Source organism: Gluconobacter sp. NFX36 (assembly GCF_049887835.1).
Lineage (GTDB): Bacteria > Pseudomonadota > Alphaproteobacteria > Acetobacterales > Acetobacteraceae > Gluconobacter > Gluconobacter japonicus_A.
In genome coordinates this window covers 157,125-181,446 of record NZ_JAGEKJ010000001.1, presented here as the reverse complement: position 1 = coordinate 181,446, position 24,322 = coordinate 157,125, and the positions used below count along the sequence as shown (strand labels likewise).

Sequence of the window (24,322 nt, the reverse complement as noted above, 5' to 3'; positions counted from 1 at the left end):
GTCTTGTTCTGGTTGGGAATCCTGATTGTTGCAGGCGTTGCCCTGTTACCGGCCCTCTATGGCCTGCGCCGTCTCCGCCGTCGGGTGGATGCGCGTGACTCTGCCCTCACACTCTATCGTGGTCAGCTTGCGGAACTCGACCGGGACCGGGATCTTGGTCTCGTCAGTGGCGATGAATATGGCGCCGCGCGGATTGAAATCCAGCGCAGACTGCTCGCCGCCGATGAGTCATCTGCCGCCCCGGACCTGAATGAGGGAGCCTCCCGCTCCAAGCGGTTCCTGCCAGTACTGGCTGTTGGTTTCGGAATCCCGCTCGCTGCGTTCTGCCTTTATATCGTGAATGGCCATCCTTCTCTGCCCCCGCAGCCTCTGAGTGCGCGGCAGGTCAAGCCGGATGCGAAGGCCATGGCAATGATCCAGAAGCTTCAGGCACAGGTTTCCACGATTCCGAAGGACAATCCGACCTACGAGACCGGTCATGTCCTGCTCGGTCAGATCGAGGCACGGGCGGGTCTGACTTCTGAAGCGATTGCCGACTGGAAGGTCGCGCTGGATACTCATTTCACGCCAGAGCTTGCAATCCAGCTCGCAGAACTCCAGACCCAGAAGGACGGACACATTTCTGCGAACAGTCTTGATCTGTATCGCCGTGCCCTGGCGGCGGCCCCGGCTGATGCGCAATGGCGCATGGCTGTGGAAGCGCGGATCGCCGTGGGTGAACATGAGGAGAATAACGGCCAATGATGGAACCAGCGTCCAGCGCCGTCACAATCTGCCCGGTCTGCCGGGAAAAGATCCGCTCGACTGCGGAGCGTTGCCCGAACTGCGGGGCCGAGCGGCATTTCGGCCCACGCCTGATTGAGTCTGGCATCTGCGCCTTTGCGGGCATGGTGATTCTAGCAGCCATTTCCAGACTGCTGATCCCGATGTCTTTGTGGACGATCGTTTTTGCCGTCGCAGGCCTCTGCGCGGGGTTCCTGTTTTCTCACAACCGCTTCGGCGGTGATCGCTGGCTGGGCCAATAAGAACCTGACCTGCGCGTTTCAGGCGAGCAGGTCATGACTTCTCATACGCACCATCCCTGAACATTCCCGGTTCGATCCAAACCGGTTTTCCCGTTTCCTCTCTTGAGGTAGGGTCCGCGCAGGCATGAAACCCCCGTCCTGCAGGAAAGCGCCAGACCGCATGAGCCGTATTGAAACCGATGGCATGGGCCAGATCGAGGTTGCTGATGATGTTCTTTGGGGCGCTCAGACGCAGCGCTCCCTGAAATATTTCAGCATCGGACGCGAGCTGATGCCGCGCGAAATGATCGAAGCCTATGCGATCATGAAGCGGGCCTGCGCCACAGCCAATGCGGCCAGTGGACGACTTTCGCAGGATCGGGCGGCCCTGATCCACACGGTCTGCGATGAAATCACAAGCGGCCAGCATGACCGCATGTTCCCGCTCCATGTGTGGATGACGGGCTCTGGCACGCAGTTCAACATGAACGTCAATGAAGTCATTGCGAACCGAGCCAGCCAACTGACGGGAAATGCACTTGGCAGCAAAACACCGCTGCATCCGAACGATCATGTGAACATGGCGCAGTCCACCAACTGCAACTTCCCGACCGCCATGCATGTCGCGGCAGCACTGGGCGTTGATCGCCGCCTGATTCCGGCTTTGACCAAACTGCGGGATGCCATCGCTGCCAAAGCTGAAGAATGGAAGGATCTGGTCAAGGTTGGCCGGACCCATCTTCAGGATGCCGTTCCCATCACACTGGGTCAGGAATGGCAAGGTTACGCCGGGATGCTGACAGACAATATTGCGCGGCTTGAGGCTGCCCGGGATGATCTTTTCCCGCTGGCTCTGGGCGGCACGGCATTGGGCACCGGCGTCAATACCGATCCCGGATTCGATACCCGCGCCTGCACCGAGATCGCACGCCTCACTGGTCTTGATTTTACGGCTGGCGAGAACAAATTCGCCTTGCAGGGTGCGCATGATGCGTTGGTGCATCTGTCCGGCTGTCTGCGGACAACCGCTGGCAGCCTGTTCAAGATCGCCAATGACATCCGCCTGCTCGCGTGTGGGCCACGCGCGGGCTTTGGTGAGTTGCTCTTGCCTGAAAACGAGCCAGGCTCTTCCATCATGCCGGGCAAGATCAACCCGACGCAGGCGGAAGCACTCTCCATGCTGGCGCTTCAGATTATGAGCAATGATGTTGCCGTTGGCCTCGGCGGAGCGTCCGGTATGATCGACATGAATGTGTACAAGCCATTGATGATCCACAATATCATGCAGGGCATTACACTTCTCCATGATGGCTCCGAGAACTTCCGCCAGCATCTTGTGGAGGGCACCCGCGCCAATGAAGCACGCATCAAGCAGGCCTTGGATCAATCCCTTGTTCTGGTGACAGCCCTGTCTCCTGCCATCGGTTATGACAAAGCCGCGCAGGTGGCACATCATGCGATGGAGAAGGATCTCAGTCCGAAGGACGCAGCACTGGAACTCGGGTTCATGACGGCGGAAGACTATGATCGTGTTGCTGATCCGCGCCTGATGCTATCTCCCAACATCAAACCAACCCAATCCTGAGTTGCTAATCTGATCCTGCATGACGAAAACTTCATGCAGGATCGGTAGCCGTAACGAAACGGGACTGGTAGCGACAGTCTGATCCTGTAATCCTTCTTTCGGAGATGACAGACAGATGATGTCCCGTCGTGCGCTGCTGCTCGCCCTGTCCCTTCTTTCCCCTGTATCCGCCCTGCCTGCCATGGCAGACGATGCCGCCAAGACGCCCACGCCCAAAACGGACGCAGCCAAGACCACGGATAACTTTACCGGTGAAGCCGCCCTGCTCCCGACTGATTCCGTGACGAAACATCATCTGAATGGCATCGCCTACACAGCCCATGCTGGCACGCTGACGCTGCGCGGCCCGGACGGAAAACCCACCGCCCGCATGTTCTATGTGGCTTACACCAAAGACGGTGCGACGGATGCCAAGCGCCCGGTCTCCTACTTCTTCAACGGTGGCCCTGGTGCTGCAACGGCCTATCTGAATCTGGGCGCTGCGGGACCGGTTGCCCTGACGATGCCCACCAAGGACGCAACGGACGGCACCCATGCGACGCTGGGCGATAATCCGGATAGCTGGCTTCCGTTTACGGACATGGTGTTCTTTGACGCCGTCGGCACGGGCTATTCCCGCCCGCTCGACACGGCGAAGGCTGGAGATCAGTTCTATGGCGTGAAGCAGGATGCCAGCACGTTTGCGAAGGCGATCCAGCTCTGGACCGCCAAGAACAGCCGTCAGGCCTCCCCTCATTATCTGGTGGGTGAAAGCTATGGCGGTATCCGGTCCATTCAGGTCGCCAATGCCCTTCAGATGGAACAGGGTATTCTGCTGAATGGTGTGGTCATGCTGTCTCCAGCGATCGAAATGCCTTTGCTGGATACAGACGAAAACCCGCTGTCCGCTGCCCTCATGATCCCCAGCCTTATTGCGGCGCATGAAAGCCCGAATGTCACACCGCAGTCTGCGGATGCGGCTTACGAATGGGCCATGGGTACTTATCTGAGCAAGGTCGCGGGCAAGCTGCCAAGTGGTGATGAGGGCAAGGCGTTCTACGCGGAAATATCCCGCCGCACCGGTCTGCCGGAAGACGTCGTGACCCGCCAGCATGGTGTTCCGGCGATCGGCTCGCATGACGTCATGTCCCGCGATGGCAAGCTGCATGGTCTTTACGACTACACCCAGACGATTGCCGACCCCTCCGCTGATGGGCTGGACGAGAGCCCCGATCCGACGCTGTTCGGCTTTGGCCGCGCTTACGGTAATGCGTTCTCGGGTTATGCAGCCAATGATCTTGGGTTCCAGACGCCGCTGACCTACGATCTGCTGTCCTTCAAGGTGAACAGCAGTTGGAAGTGGAGTGAAGGCGGTCCTGCACCGGTTCATCAGATTCCGGTTCTGAACCGTCTTCTGGCGCTCGATCCGGGGCTGCGGGTGTTCGTCGCCAACGGTTATTATGACCTCGCCTGCCCGTTCGGAACGGCCCGTTGGATGAAGGATCATCTAACGGTTGGAGCAGATCGCGTGTCCCTGCATCTCTATCAGGGTGGCCACATGCTCTACACGCGCCCGGCAAGCCGTCATGCACTGTCTCTGGATGTCGCATCCTGGATGCAGCAGGATGCCATTCAACACTGAGTTAAATTGACAAGCAGCGGGAGAAAACCCTAAGGTTCACGATATATTCCTTCCAGCTTCCTCAGCCTGGAAGGCGGATCGTAACCTGCGTCTTCTCCTGCCGATCATCATGAATGGGCTGCCCATCAGGGCGATTGTTGCACTACAGCTGAGAGGACTGTTCAGACTTTGACTTCGTCTTCAAAAACGCCTCAGCTGGGGCAGCCTCTTTCAGAAGCATTGCTGACAGCGTGCGACCGCGAACCCATCCATCGTCCGGACGCGATACAGGCATATGGACTTCTCCTGATTGCCGATGCCAGCACGCTGACCGTTCTGGGCGGTGCAGGCGATCTTGAAACACGCTTATCAACAGAGTGGCTGGGTCGCCCTCTCCCGGACCTACTGGGTCTACGGTCTGAACACTTTCACAGCTTCACGTCGGCATCCTTCAGCGATGCCCGGATTTCAGGCCTCCAGGGTGAGACATTCAGTATTCTGATGCACTCTTCGGATGGAAAGCTTCTGGTAGAGCTGGAGCCGATTCAGGAAACCCGTCTACTGACGTGGGAAATTTTTGGCCACATTGATGCCACGGCAGACCGCTTCGAGCGGTGTCCGGATGTTGCGGAAGTCTGCCGCCAGGGCGCCAAGGTCTTCAGAAAACTGACCGGCTTTGACCGGGTCATGGTCTATCGTTTCCAGGAAGATGGTTCCGGATGTGTCGTCGGGGAGCATCGCAACGAGATTTTCCCATCGCTACTGAACCATCACTTTCCAGCAAGTGATATTCCCCGTCAGGCGCGGGCGCTCTATCTGCGCAACCGTATCCGCGTCATCCCGAATGTCCATTACGAGGCAGCCGTCATCCGACCTGCTGAAGCCGGTCTTTCAGGGATTGATCTGAGCGATGTGCAGCTTCGGAGCATTTCGCCCGTTCACCTGCAATACATGGCCAATATGGGCGTGGCAGCGTCAGCCTCCATCTCGCTTGTTGTAGATGGCGTGCTGTGGGGCATGATCACCTGTCACAACGCAATGCCCCGCATCCTTTCCGAAGACATTCGCGCCGCCTGCCGCACACTGGCTGGCGTCATGTCCCGGCAGCTGCGCAACAAGGAGGAACTGGTCACCTACCAGGAACGTCTGCGTCTCCGGAACGCGACGGAATTTGCTACCTCGCATTTTGATGCCGCTGCATCCGTTGAGACCAATCTGCGCCATTTCGCCTCCGAACTTCGAAGTCTGTTCCCCTGCGATGGCTTTGCGGTCATTGGAACGCAGGATGTAACAGCATGTGGAGTGACACCCGCCAAGGCTGACCTGCTCGCCATCCGCGACTGGCTCAGACTGGGCAGCAATGGAGGGATTTTCTGCAGTTCTTCCTTGGGCAAAGACTATCCTCCGGCAGAGAACTGGCCAACTCTTTCGGCTGGCATTATCGCCATTGCTCTGCCTTTCCGCTCTCCCCTGACGTTAATCTGGAGCCGCGTGGAAATTGTTCAGGTCATTGAGTGGGCAGGGAATCCTCATAAAGGCACACCAGACCAGGACGGCATTCTGCACCCGCGCAAGTCCTTTGCTTCATGGCAGCAAACTGTCTGCGGCCAGTCCCAACGCTGGAATACCGAACAAAAACAGGCGGCACGCCGTCTGCGCAGGATCCTGATTGCCGATTACCAGACTCATCAGCTTCGTGAACTGAACGCCACGTTGACCGCAACGGTGCAAGAGCGGGAAAGCCTCTTGCAACAGAAGGATTTCCTGATCCGCGAGGTCAACCACCGCGTACAGAATTCGCTTCAGATGGTTGCATCCTTTCTGAAGCTACAGGCCCGCACCTCGACGAATGAGGAAACCACCCAGGCCCTGTCTGAAGCCCAGCACCGGATTGCCGCCATCGGCCTGGTTCACAGGCGTCTGTATCGGGGCGATCATGTGGGTGTGGTTGATCTAAGCCGCTATCTTGAAGAACTGATACAGGAACTCTGCTCCTCCCTGGGCGAAGCGTGGGAAAAGCACCTTCGCATTTTTCTTGTTCCCGTTACAATGTCGGCTGATCGCGCAATCAATGTGGGTCTTGTTCTGACGGAACTGGTCATTAACGCCAGCAAATATGCTTATCGTGGCGACGCAGGCCCGCTGCATATCACCCTTTCGGAAACAGGCGATCGGCTGATCCTGACAGTGTCCGATCAGGGGTGTCACGACATTGATATGAATGGAAACGGCTTTGGTACGCGTATGATGAAAGCCGTTGTCAGCAGCCTGTCCGGCACTCTGACCTACACGCTTCTTCATCCGGGCCTGGAAGCTGTCATGTCCGTACCGCTTGATACACATTCAACCGGGAATCATAACGAAACCCCGGACGAACTGTATTCGTGAGACGGAGTATCGCATGAACAGGAAGATCAACGATGCGGATTAAAGGAATTCCGCTCTTTCTGTCATGAGCCCGGACCCAACCACGCTGCTCGCATACAGCACGGTTCTTTTCCTTATTTTCGGCCTTTATTTCACTGCTGCTGAACTGGCCCATGGCAAAACCAGAAAAGCATTCTGGTATTCCAGCCCTTTTCTGGCAGCGTCAGTTTCGGGATTTTTCTTTACCAGCCCCTTTCTCATCCCCGGCCTGTGGGGCCTGCGTATTGGCGCAGTTTTCATGACATTAGCGTATGGTCTCGGCTGGCAGGCCATACGCACCATGCTGGGTCGTCGGACGTGCCTGAAAGCAGTCTTGATTGTTTGTGTGGTGTCTTTGGCCATTTCCGCCAACGCTGCATCAAGCGGAACCCGACACGTTGTCAGTTCAATTGTCCGCATGCTTTTCATCACAGGGTTTCATTTTCAGGCAGCCCGGGATCTTCTTTGCTCTACGGAAAAGCAGACATCAGCCGAACGGCTCTTATGCAGAATCATTGCCTTCTACACGCTCGTTTACGGCGCACTTACCCTTTCAACACCTTTTCTTCCCGAACCCCTCGGTAGCCAGCCTTCAACGGTCTGGGCCATTATCCTGTATAATTTTCTGGTCATCATCGAGGGTATTGTCATCGCTCTGGCAATGATTGCCATTCCCCGGGAACGATTAGCCGCAGAGCACCATCTTCTGACACTTCAGGACCCACTAACACACGCAGGTAACCGTCGGGCCATGGACCTGTGGATGGAACAGAACACAGACTCTTCTCGTCCCTATGTACTGTTTCTTATGGACATTGACCATTTCAAAACCATTAACGACCACCATGGCCATACGACAGGGGATCAGGTCATTATTGCCGCCGTCAGGGCCAGTCAGAAGGTTTTACCCCAGGAGGCCAAGTTTTTCCGTATTGGCGGAGAAGAGTTCGCTGCTCTCTTTCCCTTCACCAGCATCTCCCATGCCTTGGAGCTTGCTCACCGCCTGAAGAAAACTTTCACACAGGATGCCAAAAATATTGGAGAGAGAGGTATTGAAGCCACGCTGAGTATTGGCGCAGATATTCGATATTCGTCAAAAACGCTTTGGTCAGATGTCTGGCAGAAAGCAGATGCCGCACTCTACGCTGCGAAGGGGACTGGCCGAGATGCCGTTGTTCTGAGAGCGAACGATACAATCACGTCACCGCCCTTTGCAGTGGAAACAAAAAAAGCGTCGCCCCATAGTGGGTAAACGCTTTTTTTAATGTACCCGGAGGCAGGCTTAGTCAGGAAACCAGATTGCCTTCCTTGTCCACCAACTGAATGGGGTAATCACCTGTAAAGCAGGCATCGCAATAACGCCCTGCCCCTTCAGCACGGCTTTCATGCCCCAACGCACGGTACAACCCGTCAAAACTGATGAAAGCGAGGCTGTCGACACCGATAGCCGCCGCCATTTCTTCCATTGTATGAGTTGCCGCCATCAACTTGCTCTCTTCCGGTGTATCAATACCGTAAAAGCAGGCATGACGTGTCGGCGGGGACGTAATGCGCATATGCACTTCGGTTGCACCTGCCGCACGGACCATATCCACGATCTTGCGGGACGTCGTGCCACGAACGATCGAATCATCCACCAGAATAACGCGACGACCAGCCAGAACAGGGCGATTGGCGGAGTGCTTCATTTTCACACCGAGATTCCGGATCTGATCCGTCGGCTCGATGAAGGTTCGACCTACATAGTGATTGCGGATAATGCCCAGTTCGAACGGAATACCGCTCTCAGCCGCATATCCAATCGCGGAAGGCACCCCGGAGTCCGGCACCGGAACCACAACATCTGCTTCAACCGCAGTCTCACGCGCCAGCTCTGCCCCGATGCGCTTACGCGCCTCGTAAACAGGCTGTCCCTCAAGCACGGAATCCGGACGAGCAAAGTAGATGTATTCGAAGACGCAGAAGCGTCCCCCCTGATCCCCGAAAGGCCTTAGGGACCGCAGCCCATCAGAATTGATGACCACGATTTCACCCGGCTCGATGTCGCGGACGTAATCTGCTCCAATAATATCGAGAGCACAGGTCTCACTGGACAGAACCCAGCCACCATTTCCGCCTTCATGGCCAGGAATACGCCCCAGAACCAGCGGACGCACACCCAACGGATCACGCATGCCGATCAGGCCGTCATCCGGGGTCAGAGTGATCAGGGAGTAAGCTCCCTTCACCTGCTTGACGGCATCGATGAAGCGATCGAGCACGGTGGAATACAGGGAAATGGCGATCAGGTGGATGAAGACTTCCGTATCCGTCAGGGAATGGAAGATACAACCCCGCTTGACCAACGCCTGCTTCAGCGTAGCTGAATTGGTCAGGTTGCCGTTGTGGGCAACCGCCAAACCGCCGAATTCGTAGTCAGCATAAAGCGGCTGCACGTTCCGAACATGCGTTCCGCCCGTTGTGGCGTAACGGTTATGACCAATAGCGACGCTACCCGGAAGGGTCGCCATAACACGGCTGTCACCAAACACATCCCCAACAAGGCCAAGACCTTTATGCTGATGAAACCGTTCGCCATCGAAACTGACGATACCGGCAGCTTCCTGGCCACGGTGCTGAAGAGCGTGGAGACCAAGTGCCGTTAGGGCAGACGCATCAGGAACGCCCCAGACGCCGAAAACGCCACATTCCTCGTAAGGACGGTTAAGAGTATCGGAGGCAGTCATGCAGTTCGGCCTTTCCGGACTGGGTTCACAACGACGCGTCATGGCCGCTTGCGGGCGGAGATGCAAGATGTGGTTGCAAGGAATGTGGCAGATAACCTGCCAGCCGTGCGGCTCCGGCCACAATATAAGGCCCGGAAACGCTTCCCTGCATCAGGTAAGAGGTCCATGAGCCAAAAAAAGACCCTGCCAGCAGATAAAGTGCAATCAGCATCACATATCCGCGCAGAATGCCGAAAATAGCGCCCAGTATGCGGTCTACGCCTCCAAAAAGAGTGCCCCTCACCGCAGCACCTACCCGACCTGCCACTGTCGTCAGCAGGAGAAGAATGACGATAAACAGAACAGCCGCGCTTACGCTTTCGGCCAGCCAGCTTTCATGCAGGTAGGGGGAAATCCACGGTACCAGAGCAGCATGGAAACGATAGGTCAGAACAACAGCAGACGCCCATGCCACCAGCCCTGAGAGTTCCGTGGTGAAACCACGCGTTAGCCCCCAGAGAGCCGACAGGCCGATGATAACCAGAACACCGATGTCCAGCCGGCTCAGATCATCTGGAGAAACATGAGACAGGTCTGGAAACGCAGGCATCACTCAGAACAGTTTATCAGGGCAGTTTGGTAGAACGGTACTGGCCGCCTTTGCGCGGACGGATGCCTTTAGCACGAAGTTCATCTGCAAGGCGGATTCTTTCTCCGATTTCTGCCCAGACCTGCTCGCTGTTCAGGCCGCGCGCCTTCCAGATCTTTTCCAATACGAGAAGAAAGGATGCGCTTTCACGAACAAAACCGTGACGATCATTGATCATGACATGCATGACGCAGTTGGCCGTTGAAGTTCCGAGCCGGTTTGCAAGTTTCGTGACCTTGCGGGTCTTTCGGAACGGGACGAGGTCTTCCTTGAACGGCATCACAGCATGATGAGGGTGATGGCCCACAGACGCAAGGCCATCCCCCAAATCATTTCGGTTATCGGGTTATTCCGAGACCGTTTCTACTTCCTTTTCAGGAACATAAAGCTTGGCGCCATGCTCCTGAAAGACTTCGCTCATCTGTGCCATGCCATCCTGACGTTCCGCTTCGCGACGAATGTCATGGCTGATCTTCATGGAGCAGAATTTCGGGCCGCACATGGAACAGAAATGTGCGGTCTTATGCGCTTCCTTGGGCAAGGTTTCATCATGGAAACTCCGTGCCGTGTCCGGATCAAGTGCCAGATTGAACTGGTCTTCCCACCGGAACTCGAACCGTGCCCGTGACAACGCATCATCCCGCAACTGTGCTGCGGGATGCCCCTTCGCCAGATCGGCAGCGTGCGCCGCAATACGGTACGTAATCACGCCCGTTTTGACATCAGAACGGTCTGGGAGACCCAGATGCTCCTTTGGTGTGACGTAACAGAGCATCGCTGTGCCGAACCAGCCGATCATCGCCGCACCAATACCGGACGTGATGTGATCGTAGCCCGGCGCAATATCGGTTGTTAGCGGACCAAGCGTATAAAACGGCGCTTCTCCACATTCCCGAAGCTGCTTGGTCATGTTGACCTTGATCTTGTGCATCGGCACATGACCCGGCCCTTCGATCATGACCTGACAGCCCTTGGCCCAGGCGATCTTTGTCAGTTCACCCAGCGTTTCCAACTCGGCAAACTGCGCTGCATCATTGGCATCAGCGATTGATCCCGGACGCAGACCATCCCCCAATGAGAAGGTGATGTCATAGCGGCGCATGATGTCGCAGATGTCTTCGAAGTGCTCGTACAGGAAGCTCTCACGATGATGGGCCAGGCACCAGGACGCCATGATGGAGCCACCACGCGAGACAATGCCCGTCGTGCGCTTTGCTGTCAGCGGAATATGCTGAAGGCGGACACCGGCATGGATCGTGAAGTAATCGACGCCCTGTTCAGCCTGCTCGATCAGCGTGTCCCGGAAGATTTCCCAAGTCAGCTTCTCGGGAACGCCATTCACCTTCTCCAGCGCCTGATAAAGCGGCACCGTCCCGATGGGGACTGGGGAGTTCCGCATGATCCAGTCACGGATGTTATGAATATTCCGCCCCGTGGACAGATCCATCACTGTGTCCGCACCCCAGCGGATGGACCAGACCAGCTTCTCGACTTCCTCCGCAGCAGAGGACGTCACGGCAGAGTTGCCGATATTGGCGTTCACCTTCACAAGAAAATTTCGGCCAATAATGACTGGTTCAAGTTCCGGGTGATTGATGTTCGCCGGAATCACGGCCCGTCCGCGTGCGACTTCTTCCCGTACAAATTCTGGCGTGATGAACGCCGGGATTTCCGCACCGAAATCCTCACCATCCGCCCGGCGATCTTCAGCACCGGCCACCATTTCGGCACGGCAGACGTTTTCGCGGTGGGCAATGTAGATCATCTCTTCTGTGACGATCCCGGCCCGTGCGTATTCATACTGTGTGACGTACTGAGCACCATCGCCGGAATAGACGTCATGAGGCGCCGGACACGCTGGAACAGCCTGTGCCTCGCTGGCAAAGCCATTATCTTCCGGCTTGACGGCACGAGCCTCGACTTTCTGGAAGCCACGCTTTGCCAGCCATGCTGCACGCGGCGTCGAAAGACCCTTCTCCACATCAATGCTAACGGACGTGTCCGTATAGGGCCCAGACGTATCATAGACACGCACAGGCTCCTCATTCGCAGACGGATGCAGCGCGATTTCGCGATATGGCACCAGAATGTCCGGACGCCCCGGCGCTTCAGACCACTTCTTACACGAGCCTTGGATCGGACCTGTCGTCACGTGGCCGACAGCCGGCCCTTTATTCAGATTATTTGGAATATCACCCATGGTCGCCCCCTTTTTCGCAGCGGGGGCAACAGCATGGCGTACCGGCAGCGCCGGCTGTGCTGTGTGTCATCACCATTCCCTCCGCCGGTTCTAACCGGATCAGGTTTCCCGAACGCAGGATGCGCCCGGCAGGGTCGTCACACCGCAGACTTCTCAGTCCTTCAGTGACCTCTCAGCTTCTTGTGGCGAAGCTCCCCCTGGTGAGGGCAACACTCATCGCATTGGTGTCATGCTGTCAATGCGTTTCCCCGTGAGGATCACTTTTCGCGATCCGCAGAAGTGTGCCGTTGTGATCTTCAGACACCAGCAGGCTGCCATCTGCCATTTCCGCAACGGAGACCGGAGCCCCTGCAGGGGAGAGTGGAGTACGCCCTTCCCAACCCCAGACCAGCGGTTCGGGCCCACCTACAGGCTCCCCACTCGGGCTGATGTTCAGCGTCATGATCCGATGACCGGTCTTCCGATACCCATGATATGGCAGCACAAGTTGCCCTTGCAGGTCTGAAAGCGCGTCGCCCTGATAAGCCAGCAACCCAAGTGGAGCGGCATGAGCCGGAAGCAGCAAGGCAGGCTTTTCCATGCCTGCACAGGCATAATGCGGGTATTCCGGGCTGGGCTGATTGTCATCAAAGCAATAGGGCCAGCCATAATTCGCCCCCGGACGGATCACGTCATAGGTGTCGTGAGGCAATTCCGTATCAGACAAGGCAGGATCGGCTTTGTTGATGGCGTCCCGTGCGTTAACAGCCGCAACCAGCGTTCCATTCGGCAGCACTGCCAGGCCCATGCTATTGCGCAGACCCGTCGCAACCAGCTTTGTGTCTTTCCAGAGGACCGGATTTGGTCCCGGACGAACGCTCATAATGCTTGCACGCGGCGGATTTTGTGCTGTTTCAGGGTAGGCTTTCCGCGCGTCAGGCGCATCGCCGTCCGGCGTTTCACAATGATCGGTTGCCGATCCGATATTGATGTAAAGCTGCCCGTCTGGTGCAAAGGCCAGCGCTGTCAGAGGATGCCTCCCCTTTTCAGGGAGGCCTGTGACGACATCCCGCATTTGGGGTCTCGCTCCGGACAGGTCCACACGAACAACCTTTCCCGCAACGCCCATATAGAGGGCACCATCCGTCCCAGAGACCAACGCGCTAGGCTCATCGAGCCCTGACAGCAGAACCTCCGGAGGGGCATGGCCGTCCTGCTTTAGTCGCAGCAACCTGCCTTGGCCTTTTCGCCAACCGCCCATATCCAGAACGAACACATCATGGCCGATAGCTGCCACCCCGCGCGCAAACCCCAGATGACTGGCCACCAGCCCCACACAAAGACCGGGCCGCGTCTTCAGAAAGACCTTCGGAAAGCCATCACAACTGTCCTGCGTCTGATAATCCCGCGCAGACGCAGTTCCCAAAGGAACGAGGATAGCAAGAAGGGCGGCAACTCTAAGCACGGACACCATGGGAAAGATCCTTTTCAAAGCTCTGACCGACTGACTTCAGCTTTACGGCACAAAGCTGATATGACGTTTTGAAACCAAGGAGACGGGCTCGTGAAACTGTATGTGTTCTATCTGGGCGGAAGCGCCCCGGGTGCGAATATCGAAGTCCATGACGTTCAGTTCGCCGTCGCTGAAAAACCGGAAGACGCATACCCATCCCTTGGTGAACGCTGGTTTGGCATCCGGAACTCCCTGCATGTCGACGCTTATGGTGAAGTGTCCTGGGCGGACGGCTATGCCGTAACACTCAGCACAACCAAGCCCACCTCAGACAAAACCCTCTATTTCATCAATATGGGCGGTTATGCGCCGGGTGAACTGAAGGAAGAACACGCCTTCACCTTTCTGGTTGCCAGTTCCGAAGCGGAAGCAAAGGCCAAAGCCAAGACCTGCCTTCTGGTTGGATACGACCATCAGCATCGGGACAATTTCATGGAAGTCGATGACTGCCTTCCTCTGGAACAGATCGATGGCCTCTACATCACCCTGACCCCACAGGCAGACGGCCAGCTCGTTACGGCCCTCTGGCAGGGCTACAAGCGCATCTGATCCCTGATGACTGGAAACTTTCTCATGACCGAAGCCGCCTCAGTCCTCCTGTTCTCTTACGGCACACTCCAGCAGGACGATGTCCAACTTTCTTCATTCGGCCGCCTGCTGGACGGAGAAGAGGACGCCATGACTGGCCATACGACTGCCATGGTGGAAATCACGGACCCTGACGTCCTGCGTGCAAGTGGAAAGCGTTTTCACCCTGTCGTCATTCCCAGCAAGAACCCATCGGATGAGGTTGCGGGGAAAGTCTTCCGCATTACGGAAGCAGAACTGCGGGCCGCGGATGCCTATGAAGTGTCAGACTACAAACGGGTCGAAGTCACATTGCGCTCCGGCCGGACAGCCTGGGTTTACGTTCAGGCCTGACCCCATGCACAAAAAAGGCAGCCCGATGTGGCTGCCTTTTTTCTTTTAGGCTGAATCGCCCGCTTACGCAGCGACAGAGCGTTTAAGCTGACGCTCACGCCACAGCGTGGAGACGGCTTCAACCAGCTCATCAATCGCTTCATTGGTATGAAGCGGCGTCGGCGTCAGACGCAGACGCTCCGTTCCGCGCGGTACGGTCGGGAAGTTGATCGGCTGGATGTAGTGACCAAACCGGTTCAGCAACTCGTCTGACAGGTCACGACAAAGTTCGGCCTCGCCCACCATAATCGGCACGATATGGCTCGGATTACCAACATGCGGGATGCCAGCCTTGTCGAGCGCCGCACGCAGATAGGCCACGGCGCGCTGCTGCCCCTCACGCTCGGCACTGCTGCGCTTGAGATACCGCACACTCGCCAGCGCACCAGCCGCAATCATTGGCGGCAGAGCCGTGGAGAAAATGAAGCCTGAGCCGAAGGAACGCACAAAATCGCAGAGTGGCGCGGAGGCAGCAATATAGCCACCCACAACGCCATACCCCTTGCCAAGCGTCCCTTCGATGACCGTCAGACGATGGGACAGGCCCAGCTTTTCAGCCACGCCCGCACCGTGATCGCCATACATGCCCACGGCATGGACCTCATCGAGATAGGTCATGGCGCCATACTTATCGGCCAGATCACAGAAGGCCTCGATCGGAGCAATGTCGCCATCCATGGAATAGACGGACTCGAACGCGATGATCTTCGGAACATCCGCCGGGAGCTCCTTCAGACGACGCTCCAGATCTTCAACATCGTTGTGACGAAAAATCTGCTTTTCAGCGCGGGAATGACGGATGCCTTCAATCATGGATGCATGGTTCAACTCGTCCGACAGAACCACACAGTTCCGCAGACGGCCTGCAATCGTTCCCAGCGTGACCCAGTTGGACAGATAGCCCGAGTTGAACAGCAGCGCGCTTTCCTTGCCGTGCAGGGACGCCAGCTCTTTTTCCAGTTCCACATGATAGTGGTTCGTACCGGAAATATTGCGTGTTCCACCTGCGCCTGCGCCCGTCTCATCAAGGGCATCATGCATCGCTTTGAGAACTTCCGGGTGCTGTCCCATGCCGAGATAATCGTTGGAACACCACACTGTGACATCACGACCGAGCCCATGATGATAGGCTTTCGGAAAATTGCCGGATCGGCGTTCAAGTTCCGCAAAGTAACGGTAGCTGCCATCAGCACGCAGACCGTCCAGGGCGGACTGGAACATCGCATCATAATTCATCGCGTTTTCTCCTGCGCGGCACTGTAATCCTGTGACATCTTTCCGCCAAGTGTCCGCTCCAGATAAGCCAAGAGAACACGCAGTCTGGCTGGCATCTGCAGGCGTGTCGCACCACACCCGACGACCATGAACCAAACCGACAGGACATTGCCCTGCCACCCGGGCAAAACTTCGACCAGTCGGCCTGTTTCAAGATCTTTTCGCAGCATGAAATCTGGCAAAAGTGCCAGTCCTGTGCCGTTTCTCAGTGCCGGAAGCAGCATGTCACCATTATTGACGGTCATCCTGCCGCGCAGTCGAACGGATGCCTGTTTCCCGTCGTGATGAGTCAGTCTCAACAGATCCGGCAGGTCGGTATTCGCGTACAGCAGACCAGATTTGCCAGAGAGATCTTCCGGAGTCTCCAGAGGGCCAAGACTCGCTTTCAAGTCGGGTGAACACACGAACCTCACCATGGATCGACACAGGAGATGCGCCCCACCGCTGGACGCGGGCGGCAATTCACCCGGCGTAATTCGAACTGCTGCTTCAAACCGTCCGCCGAGCAGATCTACGGTCCGGTCATCCAGATCAATTTCCATCGAAATATCCGGATATTTTTCCAGAAAGGCAGGCAGAACCGGCCCCAGAATATCCAGCCCGAACCCCATTGGAACTGCCAGCCGGATTGTTCCACGCGGGCTGACTGATCCCTCCCGCAGTTCGGCCTCCAGCCACTCCCCATCCGAAAGCATTCGCCTTGCCCGCTCCAGACAGGCGATACCTGCTGCCGTCAGGGAGAGATGGCGTGCGCTCCGTTGAAAGAGCGTTGTTTTCAGACGATGCTCCAGCCGGGCAATGACTTTGGAGACTGTTGGGGCCGATAGTCCCAGTGATCGTGCGGCGGACGCAAACGAACCGCTTTCCGCAACTCGCGCAAAAACAGCCCAGCCTTCGAGATCAGGCAGCATCAGAAGCCTTTTTATGACGTTTCTGGAAACTTTACATTTCCATCAGTTCCATTTTCTTTACCTTGTCCGAGCCCCATGTTGGAAGTCAGAACAAACCAACAGGAGCACATCATGCTCGACATCAGACCCTTTTCTTCGCTTGGACATGCCAACCATGGCTGGCTGGATGCCCGACACCACTTCTCATTCGCTGGCTACATGGATCGTCACCGCATGCACTGGGGGCGCCTGCGTGTGTGGAACGACGACCGGATCGAGGGTGGCACCGGCTTTGGTGCCCATCCTCACAAGGACATGGAAATCATCACCTATGTCCGCACGGGCGCTATTTCCCACGAAGACAGCCTGGGAAACAAAGGGCGCACAGAAGCTGGCGACGTTCAGGTCATGTCCGCAGGCAGCGGGATCACCCATGCGGAGTTCAACAAGGAAACCGAGGACACCACGCTGTTCCAGATCTGGATCATTCCCAATGAACCAGGAGGAACGCCAGGCTGGGGAACAAGACCCTTCCCGAAAGACGCACGTAACGGACGGTTCGTCACGCTCGCATCCGGTTTCAAGGACGACGACGCGCTACCGATCCGGGCCGAAGCCCGCGTCCTTGGTGCTACTCTGAAAGCAGGCGAAACAGTGACGTTCGAGACGCGGCGGCAGAATTTTTCTTATCTTGTGCCAGCAACCGGCAGTCTGGAGATTGACGGTCAGACTGTCGCAACACGGGATGGCGCAGCCCTGACCGATGTGGAACGCATTGTTATTACGGCCAAAGACGATGCCGAAATTGTTCTGGTCGAAAGCGGCCCTCTGAACTGACGCAAAAAGGGCGGAAACATCACGCGAAGGTGTTTCCGCCCCGTGCGACTGAACCAGACTTCATGCGTTGTCGGTGCAGGGCCAAGTCCCTCAGGATGCGGCCAGTCCCTCCCTTGTTGAGGAGTACAGGTCATGACCACCACCGTTAAAACCAAAGGCGAAAAAGAAACCTCCCTGTTCGTCCGCTTCGGCGACTGGCTCAGCAATGCCAGTATGGACAGGTCGGGCCTAACGGAAGTCACCATCCGTTTGATGCGTGATGACTGTCATCTGGCAACACGGGTCAGTGAAATCCACAACACTGAAGCCAATCCCCTCACACCGCAGGAAGTTGAAGTCCTGATGGGCGAGAAGCACCTGAAGTACATTGCTGACCAGACTGGACAGTCCCTTGAAGCAATTGAGGATGCCCTGACGGAAGTCCTTCCCATGCTGGGCAATCTCCTGCGCGTCGACCCTGAACGTCTGTTTCAGTATCAGTGCAAAATCTGACGCAAGTGCATTTCGTGTCAGCAGGGTAAGACATTCTGCTGACACTGCCCGTCATAACCCTTCTGCCGTCCGACTCATCCGACGGCGGCGGGTACGCCCTTCTGTTCCGGCAAAACGCTCTGCAATCTGCGCAGTCGTTTCTGCGGGTAGAAGAGCTAGGCCTGAGGCCTCTACACAACCGTTTTTCTGCACGAAATCCAGTTGTGCTGGTGTATCGACGCCTGTGGCGCGAACATGCAGGTCAAGGGTTCTCACTGCGTCCAAGGCAGCGCGGAAAAACGCAACAGCTCCCTCGTCCAGTTCCGGCACATCCCCCTTCACAGACCATGAGAGCGTAGACGCTGACAGAACAGACGTATCAAACTGCACCCCATCCAGAAGACCACTGATGGCCCGGTCTCGCAGGAGTGTCAGGCTGGAGGGGGCAATCCCAAAGCCATTGGTGAAGATCTGCACCCCTCGGTCCCGAAGTGACGCAAGCGTACAGCATACTTCCCGCTCGCTCTGGGCAATACCGCTTTCCTGAAAAACCAGATCCAGACGGGAAACAGGGAAACCCGTCTGGTCCAGAACGTCATTCAACCGCTTGTTGAAAGCAACATCCGGCGCCTGATCGTCTTCAAGAGAGACCATCAGTCGCATGTCGTCGGGCCATGTCGCGGCCTGGGCACAAGCGGTCTGAAGGAGTTCAAGGTCGAACTCCCGCTGCTGCTGATCCAGTGACTTTCGACGACTGCGACGCACTGTCCTTCGGGGAATAGCCAGCCACAACTGGCTCATGTCCACCTGCGCGCCAATCAGCTTTTCCATTCCCCCACGTGCACTGGCAAGTCTGGGAAGCCACCTTAACGGAGGAAGCGCACTTTTTTGACGGGCCCGGCGACTGCGCAAGGTCGTAGCAAACATTCCAGCACTTGGCGGGGGGACAGCCCCTACAGGGCTACCGCTTTGCAGTCCGTTCCTACCGGTTTCTTTTGCCCCTTCCAGAGCACGAGGCGCCGCCGTCCCGTAACTGACCTCCTGTCCCATGTCATCCAATTCGGACATCTCCTGTTCTATCCAGACAGGAAAATGACGTCAGACCCCTAATTTTCCCTTAACAGCCTGCGTTTTCTCCTCACTTTGCCGTGTGATTTCAGTGAATCCTGCTGGAACTGTAGGGGCTCATTCTTCGTTCGCGCAATCAGGACGAATCTGCTACCGATTTATCCCTGCGGATTTTCCGTGCCACTTCCATCAAGCGTGCAGGTTCAATCTGCCTGTCAGGACATTGTTGATGACGGACGCCTCTTCCCGCTCCGCCCCGAACACGTCTTCCCGCAGTTCTCTCAAGGCCCTCCTCCCCTATTGGCAAGTCACGTTCGCCTCTTTTCTGGGATGGTTTCTGGACGCCTTTGACCAGACGTCCCTGATGTTCACACTGCCAGACATCGCCCATGAATTCGGATGCACCATCAGCGCTCTGGGCATGATTCTGACGGCCCAATCCATTGGCCGCGCCATTGGCAATACAAGCTGGGGCTGGCTGGCGGATCGCTACGGGCGCCGTCTGGCGTTCATGCTGGGTGTCGTCTGGTTTGGCGTATTTTCCGCCATGACGGGCCTGTCTCATGGATTGCTAATGCTTGGCATTGTGCAATTCCTGTTTGGGATCGGCTTTGGTGGCGAATGGACAGCCTCCGCAGCCCTTCTGATGGAAAGCGTTCCAGCATGGACGCGACCCATGGCGTCCGCGCTCATGATGTCCGGCTATGAAGTCGGTTATTTTGCTGCTGCCGGAGCGCAGGCATTGATCCTGCCGCATTATGGCTGGCGGATGCTGTTTTTCATCGGATTGGCCCCGGCCCTTCTGGCGATCTTCATTCGGCTCGGCGTGAAAGAAAGTCCGGTCTGGCTTCGCAATCGCGCGGAGCGCGCGGCAGGACAGGCGCGAACGCCAACGCAGCCTGTACCAAGGGTCCGGTTTCGTCTGGATGGCGCGGCCATTCAGGCCATTGCCTTCATGGGCTTTCTGGAGTTCCAGAAAGCGGCCATTTATACATTTTATCCTACCATCCTGCGCGGGTCCCATCATCTGACACCACAGGACGTTTTCATCCCGATCACGCTTTACTGCATCGGGTCTTTCAGCGGAAAAATCCTCTGCGGATGGCTGGCAGAACGCTTCGGTGATCTGAAAGTCATGCTGGGTGCGATTGCCATTGTCGTGCTGACAATCTGGCCGTTCCTGAGTGCTCCGTCGTGGAACATGCTGCTGACGGCTGCCTTTATCATGGGTGCTGCCGCTTCCGGGATTTTTGCGCTCGTGCCGCATTATCTGGCCAAGTGCTTCCCGTCCGAAACACGCAGTTTCGGGATGGGCCTGGGTTATGCTCTTGGCTCCATCGGACAAGGCATTGCCGGATGGATCATTCCGGGCATCGGACGGACGCCAATTACCCTGCCTCTGACGGCTGAAGCATTTGTGGTGGGATCAAGTGCCGTGACAGCGGGTATCGCCCTGCTTCAACCGAAGAACCTTCCAGGCGAAACTATGGAAGGCGATGAAGAGGCAGCGTCTTAAAGAGACGCTGCCAGCCACTCCGCCGTACGGATGCCATCAATCCCGGCGGACAGAATCCCGCCAGCATAACCAGCCCCCTCGCCGGCCGGGAACAGACCACGCAGGGTTGGGCTTTGTCCGTCCCTGTCTCGCTGAAGGCGGATGGGAGACGAAGTACGGGTTTCAACACCCGTCATGACCGCGTCTTCCATTGAGAAGCCCTTCAGCTTGCGCTCGAAACGCGGCAGGGCTTCACGAATGGCCTCGCAGACGAAATCTGGCAGACACAGCGTCAGATCGGTTGGGGTCACGCCCGGCTGATAGGACGGCACCACATCGCCCAGCGTGGTGGAGGGTCGCCCCGCCAGAAAATCTCCAACCCGCTGGGCAGGAGCGCGATAATCGCTGCCACCTGCCACAAACGCTGCCTTTTCCCATTTCCGCTGAAATGCGACGCCGCCCAGAACATCATCCGGGAAGTCCTTTTCAGGCGTGACTTCCACGACAATGCCGCTGTTCGCATTCCGCTCCGCGCGGGAATACTGGCTCATGCCATTGGTCACGACCTGTCCGATTTCAGACGTTGCCGCGACAACCTGCCCACCGGGGCACATGCAGAACGAATAGACCGAGCGCCCGTTGGAGGCATGATGCACCAGCTTGTAATCCGCAGCACCAAGGATCTCATTCCCCGCATCGGAACCAAAGCGGGCGGTATCAATAACGGACTGTGGATGCTCGATCCGAACCCCAATGGAGAAGGGCTTGGCATCCATGGCGACATCGGCCTGACGCAGCATTTCGAACGTATCGCGTGCTGAGTGTCCAACTGCGAGAATGACACGCTCGGCTGGGCGAGTTTCTCCCGTTGAAAGGTGAAGCCCGCGCAGACGACGCTCCGTGCCCTCGCCTTCCATGTCAAAACCCTCGACACGGGTTTCGAAGCGGTATTCCCCGCCCAGACGCTCGATTTCTTCACGAATGAACATGACCATCGAGACGAGACGAAAAGTGCCAATATGGGGCTTGGACACGTAGAGGATCTCTTCTGGCGCTCCAGCCCGAACGAACTCCTCGATAACGCGACGTCCAAGATTCCGTGGATCGGACACACCGGAATAGAGCTTGCCGTCCGAGAACGTTCCTGCCCCACCTTCACCGAACTGCACGTTGCTCTCGGGCGTCAAAACAGATTTGCGCCAAAGGGCGAACGTATCCACCGTCCGGGAACGGACATCCTTGCCGCGTTCGATGATGATTGGCTTGAGACCAGCCTGTGCCAGGGTCAGAGCCGCCATGATTCCGCATGGGCCAGCCCCAACCACAACAGGGCGGGGCATGCCTTCTGGCAAAGTCGCCTTGGGCAGATGATAGGTTGTATCTGGCGTTGGACGGACGTGCTGGTCGCCCTCATGAGCAGCCAGAACAGCCGCTTCATCCGTAATATTACAGTCGATGCTGTATACCAGAACGATATGGCCGCGCTTGCGGGCGTCATAGCCGCGACGGGCGATTTTGAAGTCTTTAAGGGCGTCAGACGGAATGTTCAGACGCGTCAGGACTGCCTCCCGGAGTGCACCTTCCGGGTGCTCCAGCGGCAGGCGCAGTTCTGTCAGGCGGATCATGCGTCGTGCTTTTCTTTATTCTGGGCGGTTTCTGGCTGCGGGTCAGCGTGATGCGTATCCGGCGAGCCTTCCATGATGCGATCCATGACGGCCATCAGAACACCGGACACAACAAAGGCCAGATGAATCCCGACGCTCCATTCCAGAGCACGCGTGGATGTCTCATCCACACGAATGAAATCAGCCAGAACATGGATGGCAGACATGGCGACGATGGACGCCATGAGCTTGATCTTGATGTCCCCGAACGTCACATGCCCGATCCAGGACGGGTAGTCCTCATGCTGGCGGATATCGAGACGGGAGACGAAGTTTTCGTATCCTGAGAACATGACGATCAGCAGCAGATTGGCCAGCAGGACCAGATCGATCAGATCCAGCACCCCAACAAACACGTCATCAAAATCCAGCCCTGTGGCTTTCAGGACCAGCCCAATGAGTTGCTGGAAGAACTTGAACGCCACCAGAAGCAAGCCGATCGTCAGACCGAAATACAACGGTGCCGCAATCCAGCGCGTCGCGAAAAACGCACGCTCCATGACGTGTTCCGTGCGTCTGGAAGACAGAGGTTTGTTGCCGGGCTGCTGGCCCTGCGGAGAAGAAGGAGTCGTCATGCTCCCTCTCTACGATTTTGCGCCCCGGTCCGCCAATGCCTCTTTGCTGCGAGGACTCTTTTTAACAGGAAGGCCAGAAGCTTAATGCTATGGTCCAGACCTTGGCCCCGGCGCCGCTGAGGACGAAGAGATCTGCTCGCGCCGCGCTACAGACCACCACACCGTAAAGGCAGACAGCGCCAGCCCTAAAGCCGAAGACACAAGCATGCCCAATGCAGCCCCCATAGCCCCCAGATCCGGCATCAGCAATCCCAGCCCTGCCATCAACGCAAGCGTTCTGACCACCCGAACCTGAAATGCACGACCCGCATGCCCCGTCGCGATCAGCGCCGGCTCAAAGCTCACACCAATCAGATCCAGAGACGCGGCGATACCCAGCACTAGCAGCATAGGGTAGGCGTCCAGATAGCTCTGCCCGGCCACCAAACGCAGAACCGGCCTGCCCAGCGTTCCGAGCACAAGCGCAATCGCAACGCCTGCCCCCAAGGCCAGCCGCGTCGTCCGGTGCAACAGCATTCGCACATTATCCCGGTCCTGACCGGCATGCGCGCGCGCGAGTTCTGGCAGAACAGCGCGGGAAAACATCTCGGATACCCGGGCCAAGGCCTGACTGAGCTGATAGGCCAGCCGATATTGGCCCGCATCGACTGCACCCGTTGCTATGCCGACCACCAGCACAACCAGATTATTACACCCCGTACCCATGACCGAACCCAGATTCACCATCCATGTAAATCGCCAGATACCAGGGTTTTCAGCAGGTGCACGCCAGCCTTGACGCAGATCAGCAAGAGCCAGGGACCGGGGAGCAACCCGTACGACACAGATCCAGTAAGCCAGCGCCGTCACGATATCCGCCACCGCCCAGGCCAGAAGAAAGCCCGTCACCGTGGCTCCACGAGCCACCACCACCAGTGCCCCTATGAAGCGCACCACAGGTGTCACCGCATCCGCCATTGCTCCCACACCAAAACGATCATGCAGACGCAGAAGGCCAACGGCCGTAGAGCGCACAGACAACAGCAGGACGAAACAGAAGGCGAGCGCCGCATGAGATAATCCGCTTGACCAACCCAGCAGAGGGGCAAGCAGCGTCACACCGCCCCATGCGATCAGACAGCCTGCGATGGCTTCGGTAATGTCGAGGCCGATACAGAAACCCGCCAGTCTGGCCAGCGCTCCTTCATTGCCGGCGGAGACGTGATGTACGCCATAACGGATGACGATCTGCCAGGTCTGAAAACTGACAACAGCGGCGATTGTCTGCGCAGTTCCGAAGACCAGCGTGAACTGACCAAAACCTTCGGCACCGAGGGTTCGGACGGCGAGTCCCAAGTAAATAAGACTAAGCACCGCACCAAGACCCTTGCCCGCCAAAAGCCATGCGACATTCGCTAGCGCGCGCCTCAGTAATCCTTTGTTATGTAACAGAGCAGTCAAGGATGC

The 24,322-nt window shown here is 57.1% G+C and carries 22 protein-coding genes; 11 read left to right on the top strand and 11 right to left on the bottom strand.

Features of this window, described 5'->3' with window-relative positions; translation table 11 throughout:
- Positions 1 to 3 precede the first annotated feature (3 nt).
- The 6 genes from ccmI to J4P41_RS00830 all read left to right on the top strand — a co-directional run bounded on the left by ccmI (position 4) and on the right by J4P41_RS00830 (position 7,847).
- Complete coding sequence (ccmI, locus tag J4P41_RS00855; RefSeq protein WP_061932638.1) at positions 4 to 744, top strand: c-type cytochrome biogenesis protein CcmI; 741 nt, start codon at positions 4 to 6, stop codon at positions 742 to 744.
- Positions 741 to 1,025, top strand: coding sequence for a hypothetical protein (locus J4P41_RS00850; protein ID WP_010501000.1), 285 nt, complete (start codon positions 741 to 743; stop codon positions 1,023 to 1,025). The genes ccmI and J4P41_RS00850 overlap by 4 nt, the downstream gene beginning before the upstream one ends.
- Before the next feature lie 160 nt (positions 1,026 to 1,185).
- Positions 1,186 to 2,589, top strand: a complete 1,404-nt coding sequence (locus J4P41_RS00845) for a class II fumarate hydratase (RefSeq protein WP_426065783.1) — start codon at positions 1,186 to 1,188, stop codon at positions 2,587 to 2,589.
- Between the two features lie 115 nt (positions 2,590 to 2,704).
- On the top strand, positions 2,705 to 4,210 hold the full coding sequence (locus J4P41_RS00840) for a S10 family peptidase (protein WP_211567568.1): 1,506 nt from the start codon (positions 2,705 to 2,707) through the stop codon (positions 4,208 to 4,210).
- A gap of 168 nt (positions 4,211 to 4,378) precedes the next feature.
- The gene (locus tag J4P41_RS00835; RefSeq protein WP_426065782.1) at positions 4,379 to 6,577 is read left to right on the top strand and encodes a histidine kinase dimerization/phosphoacceptor domain -containing protein; all 2,199 of its coding nucleotides are present in this window, start codon (positions 4,379 to 4,381) and stop codon (positions 6,575 to 6,577) included.
- Between the two features lie 64 nt (positions 6,578 to 6,641).
- Positions 6,642 to 7,847: a diguanylate cyclase domain-containing protein gene (locus tag J4P41_RS00830; protein WP_426065781.1), complete on the top strand. Its 1,206-nt coding sequence runs from the start codon at positions 6,642 to 6,644 to the stop codon at positions 7,845 to 7,847.
- A 34-nt stretch (positions 7,848 to 7,881) separates the two neighbouring features.
- Here J4P41_RS00830 and purF read toward each other — a convergent pair whose 3' ends face one another.
- From purF to J4P41_RS00805, 5 genes are all read right to left on the bottom strand, one after another.
- The gene (gene purF / locus J4P41_RS00825) at positions 7,882 to 9,321 is read right to left on the bottom strand and encodes an amidophosphoribosyltransferase (protein WP_010500995.1); all 1,440 of its coding nucleotides are present in this window, start codon (positions 9,319 to 9,321) and stop codon (positions 7,882 to 7,884) included.
- A 25-nt stretch (positions 9,322 to 9,346) separates the two neighbouring features.
- Positions 9,347 to 9,910 (bottom strand): CvpA family protein, encoded by a 564-nt coding sequence (locus J4P41_RS00820; RefSeq protein ID WP_426065780.1) that lies wholly within the window; start codon positions 9,908 to 9,910, stop codon positions 9,347 to 9,349.
- 16 nt (positions 9,911 to 9,926) lie between these two features.
- A complete protein-coding gene (locus J4P41_RS00815) occupies positions 9,927 to 10,256 on the bottom strand; it encodes a hypothetical protein (RefSeq protein ID WP_023944861.1) in 330 nt (109 codons plus the stop codon).
- A 39-nt stretch (positions 10,257 to 10,295) separates the two neighbouring features.
- The gene (gene thiC, locus J4P41_RS00810; RefSeq protein ID WP_426065779.1) at positions 10,296 to 12,149 is read right to left on the bottom strand and encodes a phosphomethylpyrimidine synthase ThiC; all 1,854 of its coding nucleotides are present in this window, start codon (positions 12,147 to 12,149) and stop codon (positions 10,296 to 10,298) included.
- A gap of 235 nt (positions 12,150 to 12,384) precedes the next feature.
- Positions 12,385 to 13,602: a PQQ-dependent sugar dehydrogenase gene (locus tag J4P41_RS00805; RefSeq protein ID WP_426065778.1), complete on the bottom strand. Its 1,218-nt coding sequence runs from the start codon at positions 13,600 to 13,602 to the stop codon at positions 12,385 to 12,387.
- Positions 13,603 to 13,692: 90 nt separating this feature from the next.
- Between J4P41_RS00805 and J4P41_RS00800 the strand changes: the two genes are divergently transcribed.
- Positions 13,693 to 14,190, top strand: a complete 498-nt coding sequence (locus J4P41_RS00800) for a DUF1543 domain-containing protein (protein WP_426065777.1) — start codon at positions 13,693 to 13,695, stop codon at positions 14,188 to 14,190.
- A gap of 24 nt (positions 14,191 to 14,214) precedes the next feature.
- Positions 14,215 to 14,562, top strand: a complete 348-nt coding sequence (locus tag J4P41_RS00795) for a gamma-glutamylcyclotransferase family protein (protein ID WP_426065776.1) — start codon at positions 14,215 to 14,217, stop codon at positions 14,560 to 14,562.
- Positions 14,563 to 14,625: 63 nt separating this feature from the next.
- Here J4P41_RS00795 and hemA read toward each other — a convergent pair whose 3' ends face one another.
- Positions 14,626 to 15,837 carry a 5-aminolevulinate synthase gene (gene hemA / locus J4P41_RS00790; protein ID WP_010500986.1) on the bottom strand — a complete coding sequence of 404 codons (1,212 nt, stop codon included), beginning with the start codon at positions 15,835 to 15,837 and terminating at the stop codon, positions 14,626 to 14,628.
- Entirely contained in the window at positions 15,834 to 16,787 is a 954-nt protein-coding gene (locus J4P41_RS00785) for a LysR substrate-binding domain-containing protein (RefSeq protein ID WP_426065775.1), read from the bottom strand. Before J4P41_RS00785 ends, hemA begins: the two co-directional genes overlap by 4 nt.
- 111 nt (positions 16,788 to 16,898) lie before the next feature.
- Between J4P41_RS00785 and J4P41_RS00780 the strand changes: the two genes are divergently transcribed.
- Positions 16,899 to 17,603, top strand: coding sequence for a pirin family protein (locus J4P41_RS00780; RefSeq protein ID WP_426065774.1), 705 nt, complete (start codon positions 16,899 to 16,901; stop codon positions 17,601 to 17,603).
- A 132-nt stretch (positions 17,604 to 17,735) separates the two neighbouring features.
- The gene (locus tag J4P41_RS00775; protein WP_010500982.1) at positions 17,736 to 18,095 is read left to right on the top strand and encodes a YidB family protein; all 360 of its coding nucleotides are present in this window, start codon (positions 17,736 to 17,738) and stop codon (positions 18,093 to 18,095) included.
- A gap of 51 nt (positions 18,096 to 18,146) precedes the next feature.
- Here the strand turns inward: J4P41_RS00775 and J4P41_RS00770 are convergent, their stop codons facing one another.
- Positions 18,147 to 19,142: an EAL domain-containing protein gene (locus J4P41_RS00770; RefSeq protein WP_426065773.1), complete on the bottom strand. Its 996-nt coding sequence runs from the start codon at positions 19,140 to 19,142 to the stop codon at positions 18,147 to 18,149.
- 229 nt (positions 19,143 to 19,371) lie between these two features.
- On the opposite strand from J4P41_RS00770, the gene J4P41_RS00765 reads away from it, so the two are divergent.
- The gene (locus J4P41_RS00765; RefSeq protein ID WP_023944853.1) at positions 19,372 to 20,658 is read left to right on the top strand and encodes an MFS transporter; all 1,287 of its coding nucleotides are present in this window, start codon (positions 19,372 to 19,374) and stop codon (positions 20,656 to 20,658) included.
- Here J4P41_RS00765 and J4P41_RS00760 read toward each other — a convergent pair.
- The 3 genes from J4P41_RS00760 to J4P41_RS00750 all read right to left on the bottom strand — a co-directional run bounded on the left by J4P41_RS00760 (position 20,655) and on the right by J4P41_RS00750 (position 24,316).
- On the bottom strand, positions 20,655 to 22,262 hold the full coding sequence (locus J4P41_RS00760; RefSeq protein ID WP_426065772.1) for an NAD(P)/FAD-dependent oxidoreductase: 1,608 nt from the start codon (positions 22,260 to 22,262) through the stop codon (positions 20,655 to 20,657). The genes J4P41_RS00765 and J4P41_RS00760 overlap by 4 nt on opposite strands.
- Positions 22,259 to 22,876, bottom strand: a complete 618-nt coding sequence (locus tag J4P41_RS00755; RefSeq protein WP_062017526.1) for a TIGR00645 family protein — start codon at positions 22,874 to 22,876, stop codon at positions 22,259 to 22,261. Before J4P41_RS00755 ends, J4P41_RS00760 begins: the two co-directional genes overlap by 4 nt.
- An 87-nt stretch (positions 22,877 to 22,963) precedes the next feature.
- The gene (locus J4P41_RS00750; protein WP_426065771.1) at positions 22,964 to 24,316 is read right to left on the bottom strand and encodes a lipopolysaccharide biosynthesis protein; all 1,353 of its coding nucleotides are present in this window, start codon (positions 24,314 to 24,316) and stop codon (positions 22,964 to 22,966) included.
- Positions 24,317 to 24,322 lie beyond the last annotated feature (6 nt).